At 73.0% G+C, this 14,281-nt stretch carries 13 protein-coding genes; 4 read left to right on the top strand and 9 right to left on the bottom strand.

Features of this window, described 5'->3' with window-relative positions:
• Positions 1-74: 74 nt before the first annotated feature.
• On the top strand, positions 75-917 hold the full coding sequence (locus tag ACWCO8_RS14845; RefSeq protein ID WP_451032843.1) for a hypothetical protein: 843 nt from the start codon (positions 75-77) through the stop codon (positions 915-917).
• 49 nt (positions 918-966) lie between these two features.
• Here ACWCO8_RS14845 and pdxR read toward each other — a convergent pair whose 3' ends face one another.
• A complete protein-coding gene (gene pdxR, locus ACWCO8_RS14840; protein WP_451032535.1) occupies positions 967-2,430 on the bottom strand; it encodes a MocR-like pyridoxine biosynthesis transcription factor PdxR in 1,464 nt (487 codons plus the stop codon).
• Positions 2,431-2,477: 47 nt separating this feature from the next.
• Between pdxR and ACWCO8_RS14835 the strand changes: the two genes are divergently transcribed.
• Positions 2,478-2,987, top strand: coding sequence for a carboxymuconolactone decarboxylase family protein (locus ACWCO8_RS14835; RefSeq protein WP_451032534.1), 510 nt, complete (start codon positions 2,478-2,480; stop codon positions 2,985-2,987).
• A gap of 86 nt (positions 2,988-3,073) precedes the next feature.
• Here ACWCO8_RS14835 and ACWCO8_RS14830 read toward each other — a convergent pair whose 3' ends face one another.
• The 4 genes from ACWCO8_RS14830 to ACWCO8_RS14815 form a co-directional block, all read right to left on the bottom strand.
• The gene (locus ACWCO8_RS14830) at positions 3,074-4,063 is read right to left on the bottom strand and encodes a malate dehydrogenase (protein WP_451032533.1); all 990 of its coding nucleotides are present in this window, start codon (positions 4,061-4,063) and stop codon (positions 3,074-3,076) included.
• Positions 4,064-4,239: 176 nt separating this feature from the next.
• Positions 4,240-5,250, bottom strand: a complete 1,011-nt coding sequence (locus tag ACWCO8_RS14825; RefSeq protein ID WP_451032532.1) for a DUF2690 domain-containing protein — start codon at positions 5,248-5,250, stop codon at positions 4,240-4,242.
• Positions 5,251-5,476: 226 nt separating this feature from the next.
• Positions 5,477-6,139 (bottom strand): DUF3017 domain-containing protein, encoded by a 663-nt coding sequence (locus tag ACWCO8_RS14820; RefSeq protein WP_451032531.1) that lies wholly within the window; start codon positions 6,137-6,139, stop codon positions 5,477-5,479.
• Between the two features lie 2 nt (positions 6,140-6,141).
• Positions 6,142-7,002 (bottom strand): bifunctional methylenetetrahydrofolate dehydrogenase/methenyltetrahydrofolate cyclohydrolase, encoded by an 861-nt coding sequence (locus ACWCO8_RS14815; RefSeq protein ID WP_362013792.1) that lies wholly within the window; start codon positions 7,000-7,002, stop codon positions 6,142-6,144.
• A 256-nt stretch (positions 7,003-7,258) separates the two neighbouring features.
• Between ACWCO8_RS14815 and ACWCO8_RS14810 the strand changes: the two genes are divergently transcribed.
• Complete coding sequence (locus ACWCO8_RS14810) at positions 7,259-7,846, top strand: hypothetical protein (RefSeq protein WP_451032530.1); 588 nt, start codon at positions 7,259-7,261, stop codon at positions 7,844-7,846.
• A gap of 93 nt (positions 7,847-7,939) precedes the next feature.
• Here ACWCO8_RS14810 and ACWCO8_RS14805 read toward each other — a convergent pair whose 3' ends face one another.
• The 3 genes from ACWCO8_RS14805 to purN all read right to left on the bottom strand — a co-directional run bounded on the left by ACWCO8_RS14805 (position 7,940) and on the right by purN (position 11,753).
• Entirely contained in the window at positions 7,940-9,412 is a 1,473-nt protein-coding gene (locus ACWCO8_RS14805; protein WP_451032529.1) for a DUF2079 domain-containing protein, read from the bottom strand.
• A gap of 152 nt (positions 9,413-9,564) precedes the next feature.
• Positions 9,565-11,133 (bottom strand): bifunctional phosphoribosylaminoimidazolecarboxamide formyltransferase/IMP cyclohydrolase, encoded by a 1,569-nt coding sequence (purH, locus tag ACWCO8_RS14800; protein ID WP_451032528.1) that lies wholly within the window; start codon positions 11,131-11,133, stop codon positions 9,565-9,567.
• A complete protein-coding gene (gene purN / locus ACWCO8_RS14795; RefSeq protein WP_451032527.1) occupies positions 11,130-11,753 on the bottom strand; it encodes a phosphoribosylglycinamide formyltransferase in 624 nt (207 codons plus the stop codon). The genes purH and purN overlap by 4 nt, the downstream gene beginning before the upstream one ends.
• 230 nt (positions 11,754-11,983) lie before the next feature.
• Between purN and ACWCO8_RS14790 the strand changes: the two genes are divergently transcribed.
• Positions 11,984-12,706: a hypothetical protein gene (locus ACWCO8_RS14790; RefSeq protein WP_362013785.1), complete on the top strand. Its 723-nt coding sequence runs from the start codon at positions 11,984-11,986 to the stop codon at positions 12,704-12,706.
• A gap of 21 nt (positions 12,707-12,727) precedes the next feature.
• On the opposite strand, the gene ACWCO8_RS14785 is transcribed toward ACWCO8_RS14790, so the two are convergent.
• Positions 12,728-14,215, bottom strand: a complete 1,488-nt coding sequence (locus ACWCO8_RS14785; protein ID WP_451032526.1) for a cell division protein PerM — start codon at positions 14,213-14,215, stop codon at positions 12,728-12,730.
• Positions 14,216-14,281: the final 66 nt, after the last annotated feature.

Raw genomic sequence — 14,281 nt, 5'->3', positions numbered from 1 at the left:
CCCGTGGTCGCGACCGCACAGTTTAAGCCGCTGTTCGAGCGGCCCCGCACTAGAGTCCTTTCGTGCTCTTTGGGATGATCTGCGCGCTGGCTTCCTCGGTCTGCTTCGGTACGGCGTCGGTTCTGCAGGCGCTCGGCGCCCGGGCGGCGACGCCCGGGACGGGCGCGGGCGTCGACGTCGCCCTGTTTCTGCGAGCAGTGCGGCAGTGGCGATATCTGGCCGGACTCTCGCTGGACGGGATCGGCTTCGGCCTCCAGATCGTCGCCCTGCTCACCCTGCCCATCTACACCGTGGGCGCGGCGCTCGCGGCCAGCCTCGCGGTGACCGCGGTGGTCGCCTCGTGGCTTCTGAAAGTCCGGCTGAGCCGGGTGGAGTGGACCGCGGTGGCCGTCGTCTGCGGGGGTCTCGCCATGCTGGCCGTCTCCTCGGGGACGGAGGGCCACAAGACCGGTTCGGACGCGCTGGAGTGGGCGATGCTGGCGACGGCCTTCGGGGTCCTCGGGGTCGGCATGCTGGCCGGGCGGCTGCCGGAGGGGCCGCGGGCGCTCGCGCTTGGCCTCGGGGCCGGGTTCGGCTTCGGGGTGGTGGAGGTGGCGGTCCGGCTCATCGACGGGATCGATCTGACCAACCCCGCGTTCTACGGGCTGCTGGTCGGCGGCGGGGCCGCCTTCCTGCTGCTCACGTCGGCGTTGCAGCGGGGTTCGGTGACGACGGCGACGGCGGGCGCAGTCCTCGGCGAGACGATCGGCCCGGCGCTGGTGGGGGTGGTGTGGCTGGGCGACAAGACGCGGGAGGGCCTGGCCTGGCTGGCGATCCTCGGCTTCACGATCGCGGTCGCGGGGGCGCTGGTCCTGGCCCGGTTCGGCGAGGCGCCGGTACCCGAGGAGGAGGCCAGGACGGAGAGCCCGGCGCCCTGAAGCACCCCGACATCGCGCGCGTCACGTCTTCGCCCGGCCATCGCGCGCGTCACGGCGCCGGCAGGACCCGGCAGAGGGCGGCGAGGGCGCCCGACCAGGCGCTGTCCGGGGGCGTGGCGTAGCCGACCACCAGGCCGTCCTGGGCCGGGGCGGTGTCCGGGTGGCGGAAGCGGTTGAGGCCGAGGACCGCGAGGCCCTGCCAGGCGGCGGAGCGCAGGGCCTCCGGCTCCTGGCCCGCCGGGAGTTCCAGGACCGCGTGGAGGCCGGCCGCGATGCCGCTCACCCGGGTCTGCGGCGAGTGCGCGGCCACGGCCGCCACCAGCTCGTCGCGGCGCCGCCGGTAGCGCAGCCTCATCGCCCGTACATGACGGTCGTACGCCCCCGATTCGAGGAACTCCGCGAACGTCAGCTGGTCCAGGGCGCTGCCCGTCCAGTCCATGTGGCCCTTCAGCTCGACCACTTCGTCCACGAGGCTCTCCGGCAGCACCATCCACCCCAACCGCAGCCCGGGCGCGAGGGACTTGCTGGAGGTACCCAGGTACACCACCCGCTCCGGGTCGAGGCCCTGGAGGGCGCCGACGGGCTGGCGGTCGTAGCGGAACTCCCCGTCGTAGTCGTCCTCCAGGACGAGCCCGCCCGAGGCCCGCGCCCAGTCGATCGCCGCGACCCGGCGGTCGGGGTGGAGGGCGCCGCCGAGCGGGAACTGGTGGGCGGCCGTCATCAGCACCGCGCCGACCCCCTTCATCCCGGGCAGCCCGTCGGTCCTCGTGCCGAGCTCGTCGTACGGCAGGGCGGGCAGCCGCAGCCCCGAACGGGTCAGCAGCCGCCAGTGCTCCTCAAGTCCGTACGCCTCGACCGCCACCTCCCGCACCCTCCGCGCGCGCAGCACCTGCCCCATGAGGGAGAGCCCGTGCACGAACCCCGAGCAGATCACGATCCGTTCCGGCCGCGCGTACACGCCCCGCGCCCGCGCGAGGTACTCGGCGAGCACCGTGCGCAGCTCGATCCGGCCGCGCGGATCGCCGTAGCCGAAGGCCTCGTTGGGCGCCGCCGTCAGCGCCCGCCGGGAGGCCTTGAGCCACTCGGCGCGCGGGAAGGAGCCGAGGTCGGGCATGCCCGGCTTGAGGTCGTACGTCGGCCTGGCGCGGGCCCTGCGGGCGGCCGCCGCCCCTTGCCGCGCGCCGCCCGGCCGGCCCTGCCCTCCCGGCCCGCCCGAACCGGTCCGGCGGCGCGGCACCGACCGCTGGGCGACCCGCGTCCCTGAGCCCTGCCGGGCGGTCAGCCAGCCCTCGGCGACCAGCTCGGCGTACGCGTCGGCGACCGTGTTCCGGGCGATCCCCAGGTCCGCGGCGAGCGTCCGGGAGGACGGCAGCCGCACACCCGCCGAAAGCCGCCCGCTGCGCACCGCCTCCCGCAGCGCGTCCATCAGCGCCGCGCGCAGCCCCGTACGCTGCCCCGCATCGCGCAGGTCGAGGTGGAGGTCGGCGCCAAAAGTGGCCCACTCTTCTGCCATACGAATGGACCATACTCCTGTGCCATCCAGCTCGTACGGTGAGAGACATGACGACGACGACCACTGAATCCGTGAAGCCCGAGTACGCCCACGAGCACGCTCCCCGCCTCAACTTCGGCGAGCGCGTCCCCGAGTTCTACCGGGCCATGCTGCGGCTCGAGCAGGCCGCGGCCAAGGACATCGACCCGACCCTCTTCCACCTGATCAAGCTCAGGGCCTCGCAGGTCAACCACTGCGCGTTCTGCATCGACATGCACTCCAAGGACGCTCTCGCCGAGGGCGAGTCCGTGGAGCGGATCGTCCAGCTCAACGCCTGGCGCGAGTCGAGGCACTTCTACACCGAGCGCGAGCTCGCCGCGTTCGAGCTGACCGAGGCCGTCACCGTCCTCACCGACGGCTTCGTCCCGGACGAGGTGTACGCGCGGGCCGCCGCCCACTTCGACGAGACGGAGCTGGCGCGGGTCATCAGCGCCATCACCGTCATCAACGCCTGGAACCGCATCGCGGTGACCACGCGCATGACGCCGGGCCACTACACGCCGGGCCAGTTCAAGTAGTCAGCGGGATTCAAGGAGAAGCGGGAACCGAAAAGCGCACCGCCCCGGCCGAAGCGGCCGGGGCGGTGCGGTGGTTTCTCTCAGGCTCAGATGAGGCCGAGCTCGCGAACGGCGTCGCGCTCCTCCGCCAGCTCGCGCACGGAGGCGTCGATGCGGGCGCGGGAGAACTCGTTGATGTCCAGGCCCTGGACGATCTCGTACTTGCCGTCCTTGCAGGTGACGGGGAACGAGGAGATGAGGCCCTCGGCGACACCGTAGGAGCCGTCCGACGGGATGCCCATGGAGGTCCAGTCGCCCTCGGCGGTGCCGTTGACCCAGGTGTGGACGTGGTCGATGGCGGCGTTGGCGGCGGAGGCGGCCGAGGACGCGCCACGGGCCTCGATGATCGCGGCGCCGCGCTTGGCGACGGTCGGGATGAAGGTGTCGGCCAGCCACGCCTCGTCGCTGACGACCTCGGCGGCGTTCTTGCCGGCGATCTCCGCGTGGAAGATGTCCGGGTACTGGGTCGCCGAGTGGTTGCCCCAGATGGTGAGGCGCTTGATGTCCTCGACCGACGCGCCGGTCTTCTGGGCCAGCTGCGACAGCGCGCGGTTGTGGTCCAGGCGGGTCATCGCGGTGAAGCGCTCGGCCGGCACGTCCGGGGCCGCGGCCTGGGCGATCAGGGCGTTGGTGTTGGCCGGGTTGCCGACGACGAGGACCTTGATGTCGTCCGCGGCGTGGTCGTTGATGGCCTTGCCCTGCGGCTTGAAGATGCCGCCGTTGGCGGCGAGCAGGTCGCCGCGCTCCATGCCCTTGGTACGCGGGCGGGCGCCGACGAGCAGCGCGACGTTGGCACCGTCGAAGCCCTGGTTCGGGTCGTCGAAGATGTCGATGCCCTTGAGCAGCGGGAAGGCGCAGTCGTCGAGCTCCATGGCGGTGCCCTGGGCGGCCTTGACGCCCTGCGGGATCTCGAGGAGGCGCAGCTTGACCGGCACGTCCGCGCCGAGCAGGTGGCCGGAGGCGATGCGGAACAGCAGCGCGTAGCCGATCTGGCCGGCCGCGCCGGTCACGGTGACATTCACGGGAGTGCGGGTCATGGCGATCTCCGTAAGACAGCTGGCGGGTGGGGGTCCCTGCCCCGGGTGCTGGACAACTCTTCTTGATCGATCGGTGTCTCGACGTGAAGAGATATTTCCAGCGGTCAGGCTATCCGACCCGGGACGGGTCGAACCCCCACCCCCTTGTGGTCCGGCTCACTGCCACCCGACTGGGGTCAGCGGCCGCCGGTGCACGTCCGCGTGCCGTTCACGGGCGTCGCGCACGCCCGCGCGTCCGCCGCGTCCGTCGTCGCGACCATCGGGGTGTACGCGTCCGGATCCGCGCCCACGGTCACGTCCTGGCTGCTCCCGGCGGCGGTGACGTGCAGGGTGTCGCCGGGCGAGGCACCGGTGACGCGCGCCCAGGCGGCGCCGCAGGTCCTGCTGAACCGCACCTCGACCTGCCCGGCGAAGCCGACCGGCGCGCGGGAGACGGTGGTGGCGAACGTGCCGCCGCAGCCCATGACTTCGGGGTCCTGGCCCGTACATCCGGCGCCCGAGCATTTCACTCCGGCGGGGAGGGTCGTCGCGCTCGGCCCTGCGCCGGGGGACCCGGGGGCGGTGGTGGGCGTACGGGTGGCCGCGCCGCCCCGGTCGTCGGTGGAGCCCTCTCCGCCGCCGAGGTCGGCGAGGAGGACGGCGGCGGTGACGACGAGCAGGGCGCCGAGGACGCCGGTGAGGAGCAGGAGTACGCGAAGGGCGGGGCGGGGGCGGGGTGATGCGGGGGCGGCCGGGGGCTCCGGCTGCGGCGCGGGGGCGGCGCTTCCGGGACTTCCGGAGCTTCCGATGCTCCCGGTGCCTCCGGCGCTTCCCGTGCTGCCGGTCGCGCTGTGGTGGCTGCTGACGCTGGTCTCCGTGGAGGCGTTCGCGCTGGGAGCGGCGTCGGTGGTGCCGGCGGCGTCCCGGGGGCCCTGCCCGGCGCCCTTCCAGGCGCGCTCGGCCTGCTCCCACTCCGCCGTGAGCCGTACGGGATCGGTGCCGGTCACCTCGGCGAGGGCGAGGACGGCGGCCCTGGGCGCGAGGACGCGGCCGTCGAGGAACCGCTCCCAGGCGGCCCGGCTGTAGCCGGTGCGGTCGGCGACGGCGGCGAGGCTCAGTCCGCTGCGGTCGACGAGGCGTCGTAACCGGCCCGCGAACTCGCGCACGCGCGGGTCGAGTTCGTCAGGCAGCGCCTGCCAACGAGGCATGTACGGTTCCCCCTCGCCTCCTCGCGACCCCCGGAGGGATCCTCCCGCTCAGGATGGCAGCTTCCTGGGGCGGGCGGGAGTGACGGAGTTCCGGAATGGTCACTTCCGTGCCACAGCGCGCAGACGGACCTTGAACCATCGTTGGCACGTACATGACCCTCAAAGAGGGACGGCGCCCGCCCTCCCACGGGGGAGAGGGCGGGCGCCGGCCTCAAAGCCCTGAGGCCTAAGTGATCGTCAGATGGAGGATGTCCTCCAGGAACGGGATCCTCAGCCAGGGATTCGGCTGCACCATGAGCGCCAGCAGCACGATGAGCCCGCCCATGACGCCGTACGTGACCATGTCGGTGAACCGCGACCGCACGGCGAGCATGCCGACCGACGGCAGCGTGCGCCGCAGACAGGCGCCGACGAGCAGCGCGACACCGACGAGCATCGTCCCGACCCGGAACGACTGCGCGAAGAGGTCCGTCCCGACGATCAACAGCCCCAGCGCCGCGAGCCCGAGCACCGTCAGGAGCGGCCACTGACGCGCGGGGGCGGAGGCGTCCCCCGCGGCGGCCCGCCCGCCCCCTTCGGGGCGCGCGGTGTCGGTCGTGAGCGACGGGGGCCGCCGCCGACGGCCGGGCGGGACGGGGGTCGCGGCACCGGCCGCGGCACCCGCCGCCGTACCGGAGTCCGTACGGGAGTCGGCATCGGAGTCCGCTTGGGCCGACGCCGTACCTTCGGCGGCCTCGACGCCCTCGCCGCCCTCGACGCCTTCGCCGCCCTCGGCACCCGAAGACCCGACCGGCGCGCCCTCCGCGTCGGCCGTAACCCCCTCGGCGCCCTCGGCGCCTTCCGCGCCCTCGGCGCCCGGTGTGTCGCCCCCCACGACCTTCGACGTCATCGTCAGAGCGCCTCGGCCGCGCGCTCGGCGGCCTCGACGACGTTGACGAGCAGCTGCGCGCGGGTCATCGGGCCGACGCCGCCGGGGTTCGGGGAGATCCAGCCCGCGACCTCGGTCACCCCCGGGTGCACGTCGCCGAGGATCTTGCCCTCGCCGTCGCGCGAGACGCCGACGTCCAGGACGGCCGCGCCCGGCTTCACGTCCTCCGGCTTGATCAGGTGCGGCACGCCCGCCGCCGCGACGATGATGTCCGCCCGCCGCAGGTGCGCGGACAGGTCGCGCGTACCGGTGTGGCACTGCGTGACGGTCGCGTTCTCCGAGCGCCGCGTGAGCAGCAGCGGCATCGGGCGGCCGATCGTGACGCCGCGCCCGACGACCACGACCTCCGCGCCGTTGATCTCCACGCCGTGGCCGCGCAGCAGCGTGATGATGCCGTTGGGGGTGCACGGGAGCGGCGCCGGCTCGTTCAGTACGAGGCGGCCCAGGTTCGTCGGGTGCAGACCGTCGGCGTCCTTGGCCGGGTCCATCAGCTCCAGGACGCGGTTCTCGTCGATTCCCTTGGGGAGCGGGAGCTGGACGATGTACCCGGTGCACGCGGGGTCCTCGTTGAGCTCCCGTACGACCGCCTCGATCTCCTCCTGCGTGGCGGTCGCGGGCAGCTCGCGCTGGATCGAGGCGATGCCGACCTGCGCGCAGTCGCGGTGCTTGCCCGCGACGTACTTCTGGCTGCCCGGGTCGTCGCCGACCAGGATCGTGCCGAGGCCGGGCGTGACGCCCCGCTCCTTCAGGGCCGCCACGCGGACGGCCAGTTCGGTCTTGATCGCGGCTGCGGTGGCCTTGCCATCGAGAATCTGGGCGCTCATGGGCCCATCCTCCCGGATGACCCCTCGCTAGTTCCAATTCGCCTGGACGCGGACCGCGCGGAGGCGGAGGGAACGGTTCTGGGAAGGTTGCACTCGCACAACGCACCGACTACCGACTGGACAAAAAGTCGACGGTACGACGACGATGTCGGCGAAGTGCCGCGGGCAGTGCCGGGGGGCGAACCGCTCATATGCCGTGAAAGTTCCTCCGCGCGGGCCGCGTCGTCCCCGCACAGACCAACGGAGGAATCCCGCGATGAGCTTCGGCGAACCGAACAACCCCTACGGCCAGCAGCCGCAGGGGCAGCAGCCGGGCTACGGCTACCCCCAGCAGCAGCCGGGCCAGCAGCCCGGCTACGGCTACCCGCAGGCTCCCCCGATCCAGCAGCCGTACGGCGCGGGCGGTTACCCGGGCATGGCCATGGAGATGCCGGGCGGTGTGAAGTCGGCGCGCGTGATCCTCTGGATCGTCAGCGGCCTCAACGTGATCGGCGCGCTCGCCATCATCGCCATGTCGTTCGCGATCGAGGGCGAGCTCGAGCGGTCCGGCGCCTCGTCGGCCGACGCCGAGATGTTCGCGGACCTGGGCCAGGGCGTGCTGATCGGTCTCGGCATCTTCTCGGCGATCATCGGCGTTCTCGGCATGGTGCTCGCCGCCAAGTTCAAGACGGGCGGCAGCGGCGTTCGCGTCTGCACCATCGTCTACGCGTCGTTCATGGTGCTGTTCAGCATCTTCTCGCTGCCCGCGGGCATCATCAGCCTGGTGCTCGGCATCCTGATCATCGTCTTCGTGGCGAAGGCGGACGGCGCGGCCTGGTTCAACCGCCAGAAGCAGCAGTACTGATCACTGCTGATCGCTGCCACTGGCGGTCATGCCACACCGAAGGGGCCCGGTTCCGTTCTCGGAACCGGGCCCCTTCGGCGTGCGCGCCCGCGATCAGCTCCGCTTGAGCACCACGAACTGTCCCGCCTGCGCCGACACCTCGTACCGCGCCTCCGGGTGCAGCTGGGACGCCAGCTGCACCGGGTCGGTGACCGGCTGGGACCAGCCGGAGGAGAGGTCGAGGGCGAGGTAGTCCGGGCTGACCCCCTTCGCCCCGCCGACCCAGTAGACCGTGCGGTCGGCGGTGAGGTGCGCCATGAGCGGCACGTTCGTCTCGACGCTCGCCCCTGTCGGCACCGCGTCGACCGCGCGCCGGGCCTCCAGCGTCCGGGCGTCCGTACGGTACGTCTCCGAGCGCAGCAGCTCCCGCAGCGGCAGGTCGAGGGCGAGCACGATCGCGACGGCCGTGACGATCGGGACGACGACCTTGCCGTACGACACGAGCCACGCGCGCGGCGAGGTGCGGACGGTGCGGACCGCGTCGACCAGGGCGAGGAAGACGATCGGCATCAGGATGGCGCTGTAGTGCCAGATCATCCCCCAGTGGTTCGGGTCCTGGGAGAGGAAGCGCCAGCCGAGCGTCGGCAGCACGAGCAGCATCAGCGGGGAGCGCAGCGCCAGGAAGCCGGTGATGCCGACGAGGAAGAAGACCATCTCCCACTTCACGTCGGAGCCGAGCGAGGTGAGGAGCACCTGGGCGAAGGAGACGTCCGCGCCCTCGCCGGTCTTCTCGATCTTGGCCCAGTAGTCGTACTGGCCGACCCGGCTCGCCGCCGGAATCAGGACCAGCACCGTGAGGGCGAAGAACGCGGCGCCGAAGGCGGCCAGGGCCGCGCCGAGCCGCTTCTGCCCCTTGAGGAAGAGGACGGCGCCGACCATGGCGACGGTGAGCCCCATGTCCTCCTTGACCAGGACCAGCGGCGCGGACCAGGCGGCGGCCGCCGTCCAGCGCCCGAGGAGCAGGGCGCGGCAGGTCAGGGCGAGCAGCGGGACGGCGAAGGCGATCTCGTGGAAGTCGGACTTGACGGCTTCCTGGAGGCCCCAGGACAGGCCGTAGGCGACGGTGAGCCCGAGTCCTGCGGCGCGGCTGCCGAGCACCTGGTGGGCGGTGCGGCCGACGACGACGGCCGAGGCGGCGAAGAGCGCGGCCTGTGCGAAGAGCAGGGCGAGCGGGGAGGACCAGATCCAGTACAGGGGCGCGAGGAGCGCTGTCACGGGACTGAAGTGGTCCCCGAGTATGAGGAAGCCGGGGCCCTTGATGTCGACGATCGGGGCCCTGAACTCGGCGTAGGCCCGGACGGACTGGTTGAAGATCCCGAGGTCCCAGGAGGGCGTACGGAAGTGCGCGTACTGGACCCAGGAGTAGGCGAAGTAGAGCGCGCAGAGCACGCCCGCCACCAGGGCGTACGGGAGCAGGGGCGCGGCGGCGAGGTCACGCTCGGCGTGCTCGGCCGGCCCGGCCCTTCCGGCGCGCTCGGCCTCCGGGGCGGCGGCCTGGGCCGGCACCCCGTTCTGTACTTCCAACATCGCGCCCCCACCTAGAGCCGCCGACAAAAGAGCAACCCATTAGACCAGAGCGCCGGCGGCGGCCGACCGGAGCGACGGTACGGGGGCAGGCGGCGGGGCCCGCCGGTGAAGACCGGCGGGCCCCGGGGTGTCGGCCTGTGCCGACCTCGCCGTCAGTGGAAGAAGTGGCGCGTGCCCGTGAGGTACATCGTCACGCCCGCCTTCTTCGCGGCCTCGATCACCTGCTCGTCGCGGACCGAGCCGCCCGGCTGCACGACCGCCTTGATGCCGGCCGCCGTGAGGATCTCCAGGCCGTCCGGGAACGGGAAGAACGCGTCCGAGGCCGCGTACGCGCCGCGCGCCCGCTCCTCGCCGGCGCGCTCGACCGCGAGCTTCGCCGAGTCGACGCGGTTGACCTGGCCCATGCCGACGCCGACCGAGGCGCCGTCCTTGGCGAGCAGGATCGCGTTGGACTTCACGGCCCGGCAGGCCTTCCACGCGAAGGCGAGGTCGGCAAGGTCGTCGGCCGACAGCGCCTCGCCGGTCGCGAGCGTCCAGTTCGCCGGGTCGTCGCCCTCGGCCTGGAAGAGGTCGATGTGCTGGACGACCGCGCCACCGGAGATGGGCTTGATGTCGTCGATCATCGCGGCGGGGTAGCCGTCGACCTTCAGGACGCGGATGTTCTTCTTCCGCGCCAGGATCTCGACCGCGCCGTCCTCGAAGTCCGGGGCCGCGATGACCTCGGTGAAGATCTCCGCGACCTGCTCGGCCATCGCGACGGAGACCGGACGGTTCACGGCGATGACGCCGCCGAACGCCGACAGCGGGTCGCAGGCGTGCGCCTTGCGGTGCGCCTCGGCGACGTCCGCGCCGAGCGCGATGCCGCACGGGTTGGCGTGCTTGATGATCGCGACACAGGGCGCGTCGTGGTCGAAGGCGGCGCGCCGGGCGGCCTCGGTGTCCACGTAGTTGTTGAAGGACATCTCCTTGCCGTGCAGCTGCTCGGCGTTGGCGAGTCCGCCACGAAGGCCGTCGGTGTAGAGCGCGGCGCTCTGGTGCGGGTTCTCGCCGTACCGCAGGGACGACTTGCGCTCCCACGTCTTGCCGAGGAACTCCGGCAGCTCCGCGTCCTCGTCGGCCGCGTAGCTGTCGGTGAACCAGGAGGCGACCGCCACGTCGTACGCGGCCGTGTGCTGGAAGGCCTCGGCCGCCAGGCGCTTGCGGGCGGTCAGATCGAAGCCACCGCTCTTGGCCGCCGCGAGGACGTCGGCGTACCGCTCCGGGGAGGTGACCACGGCCACGGACGGGTGGTTCTTGGCGGCGGCGCGGACCATCGACGGGCCGCCGATGTCGATCTGCTCGACGCACTCGTCAGGGGTGGCGCCGGAGGCGACGGTCTGCTTGAACGGGTACAGGTTCACGACCACCAGGTCGAAGGGCTCGACGCCCAGCTCGGCGAGCTGGTTGCGGTGGTCCTCCAGACGCAGGTCGGCGAGGATTCCGGCGTGCACGCGCGGGTGCAGGGTCTTCACCCGGCCGTCCAGGCACTCGGGGAAGCCGGTGAGCTCCTCGACCTTGGTGACCGGGACGCCGGCCGCGGCGATCTTCGAGGCGGTGGAGCCGGTGGAGACGAGGGCGACACCCGCCTCGTGCAGGCCGCGGGCCAGCTCCTCAAGGCCGGTCTTGTCGTAGACGCTGACGAGTGCGCGGCGGATGGGGCGCTTCGTACCTTCGGCGGTCACGGGATTGTTACCTTTCGTCCCTCAATGCGGTAGCCGTGCCGGGCCAGACGCCCCACGACCTCGACGAGCAGCGAGCGCTCGACTTCCTTGATGCGCTCATGGAGCGCGGCTTCATCGTCCTCGTCCCGGACCTCTACCACGCCCTGGGCGATGATCGGTCCGGTGTCGACGCCGTCGTCGACGAAGTGGACGGTGCACCCGGTGACCTTCGCGCCGTACGCGAGTGCGTCCCGCACTCCATGGGCACCGGGAAAGCTGGGCAGCAGCGCCGGGTGGGTGTTGACGACCCGGCCGCCGAAGCGGGCGAGGAACTCCTTGCCGACGATCTTCATGAAGCCGGCCGAGACGACGAGGTCGGGCTCGTACGCGGCGGTGGCCTCGGTCAGGGCGCGGTCCCACTCCTCGCGGGTCGCGTGGTCCTTCACCCGGCACACGAACGTGGGCAGTCCCGCGCGCTCGGCCCGCTCCAGACCGGCGATGTTGTCGCGGTCGGCGCCGACGGCGACGATCCGGGCGCCGTAGCCCTCGGGGCTCTCGGGGTCGGCGGCGATCGCGTCGAGCAGGGCCTGGAGGTTGGTGCCGGAGCCGGAGACCAGGACGACGAGGCGGGCGGCGGCCACAGGGTCACTCTTTCCGTGGTGTTTGTACGGTCGCACGAACGAATCGTGCCTCTGGATACGGGGAACCCTACGAAGGTCCCGACCGTCAGCAACGATACCGGCACACGGGAAGGCCCCCACGGGACGGGGGCGTGGCCGCGGGGTAGCGTCGGGTTCACGACAGTTGAGCCCGTAACTTGAGACGGCAGTTGAGACAGCAGTTGCGACGACAGAGGGAAGACGTTCAGCAGATGCCGGAACGCCAGTCCACGGACGACAACAACCCGTTCGCGCCGCCGCCCGAGGGGCAGCCGGACCAGCCGTGGCAGCCGCGGCGGCCGGAGGGCTCGGACGACGACGCGTCGTCCGGGTCGTCCGGACCCGCCGACGGCTCCGGCCGCTCCGGAGGCCGCTGGAGCAGCCGCCAGCCCGGCCGCTCCTCCGACGGTTTCGGCCGCCGCCCCGAGCGCCCCTCCGGCCCCGACGGACAGGGCCAGGAGCCCGGGCCCCGCTGGGACCCGAAGGATCCGATGCAGCGGCGGGCGCGGTACTCGCTGCTCGCGGGCATGTGGGGCTTCTTCTTCGCCCTCTTCGAGATCCCGGAGCTGGCGCTGCTCCTGGGCGCCCTGGGTCTGTACTGGGCGATCAGCGCGCTGCGCGCCAAGCCGAAGGCGCAGGCCCCGGCGCAGGCGACCGCTTTCGACCAGCCGCAGAGCCCGGCGGCCGCTCAGCAGCCGCCCGCGAAGACCGGAGCCCCGTCCGGCCTGGCCGCCCGTACGCAGCGCACGGCGGCGGTCAGCGGTCTGATCGCGGCCTCGCTGTCCCTGCTGATCGTCGCGGGCAGCTTCACGCTCCAGCTCGTCTACCGCGACTTCTACACCTGCGCCGACGACGCCCTGACCAAGTCGGGCCAGCTGGCCTGCAACGACCTGCTGCCCAAGCCGCTGCGGGACGTCATCGGCGTCCGGGAGTAGCGGGCCGGTCGGGAGGAGCGGCTAGTCCTCGCCGTCCTTCGCCGGGGCCTCAGGGGCCGCCGGCGGGGGCGGCGGAGGTGGCGGAGGCGGAAGGGCCGGTTCCCAGGCCGCCGGGAGGAAGTCGTACGACTCGAACCCGGTGTCGTCGTACGCGTCGTCGTCCTCGGCCTCGACCTCGACCTCGCGGGCAGGAGTCGGTACGGGGACGACCGGGGTCGGGGTCGGCGCCTGCACCGGCGGCAGCGGCTCCGCCTCGGCCTCGGCCCACGGCCCCGCCGTCACGGCCGGCGCCGACTTCGTGCCGCGCAGGCCCCAGGCCCGTACGCCCAGCGCCACCGGCACCCCGACCGCCGCGCACCACAGCACCGCCGCCGCCCCGGTCTGCCACCACACCGGGCCGAACGCCGCGAGCCGGCCCGCGCCGAGGGGCCCTCCGGCGGCCCCCGCGAGGAGGGCCGTCACCGCCCCGCACACCCAGGCGCCGATCAGGGCCGTCAGCGCCGCCTCCCGGGCCGTCCAGGCCCGTGCCGACCGGCCGACGCCCGCGCCGAGGACCACGGCCGCCACGAGCGGGACCGTCGCCGCCGCCCAGTGGACCCAGCCGCCCGGTCCCGCGCCGGGCAGCGCGGCAAGCAGCGGGAAGGGCGGGACGGCCGCCGCGCCGGTGAGGCCCAGCGGGGTCACCGAGGCTCCCGTACCGAGCGCGAACCCCGGCCCGAGGCCGTACGAAGCCCCCCACACCGCCGCGTTCGGCACCAGCGCGACGGCAAGGAGCAGGACCGAGGCGCGCCCCGACCACTCCCCCGCGAGCCCGGCGAACGACTCCTGCGCGGCGGCCGCGTGCCAGACCAGCGAGGCCCCGAACACCGCCGCCCCGCCGGCCGGCAGGACCACGAGCGCGGGCGCCACCGAGCGCAGCGCCACGGCCGCGTGTTCCTGGCGCGGGAGGGGCCGTCCTGCCGCCGTCCACGCGCCGAGCCCGGCGAAGGCAGCCACCGTCAGGGGCAGCCACAGGCCGGCGCTCAGCAGGTCGGCGGGGAGCGAACCGCTCACCGAGTAGAGCACCACACCGGCCGCGACCAGCAGATACCCGGCGCACACGGCCGTCACGGCCGCCACTCCGGCCGCCACTCCGGCCGCCCGCTCCTCCGCGTACGGCTCCAGGGCGCCCCGCGCGATCCGGTGCAGGAGCCAGGCCGGCAGCGCCATGAGCAGCAGCGGGGTGATCCCGAGCGGCGCAGGCAGGCCCGAGGCGGTGTCCGTGCGGATCAGGTCCACGCCGTGGGCGAGCAGCCAAAGACCGGCGGCCGTGTGCAGCGCCTCGCCGGGACCGCTGTCGGGGTACGGCGAGCTGATCCACGCCGCCGTCACCAGGACCGCGAGGGCGCCGAGCCCGAGCCCCGCCGCGACCCCGCCGCGCACGAACGCGGCCCCGAGAGCGGCGGACCGGCCGCCCTGGACCAGTGGCTCGGCCGGCAGCGCGGGGGTGTGCTCGGTCAGGTGGGTCACGCGCCCATGCTGCCAACGACACGCGCTTTTCTCGCGTAACAGGCAAAACGCCGTTGTGTCGCTCAA

The organism is Streptomyces sp. NPDC001927 (genome assembly GCF_053594455.1).
The sequence above is the reverse complement of the archived record's forward strand: the minus strand, read 5'-3'. Positions and strand labels throughout refer to the sequence as shown.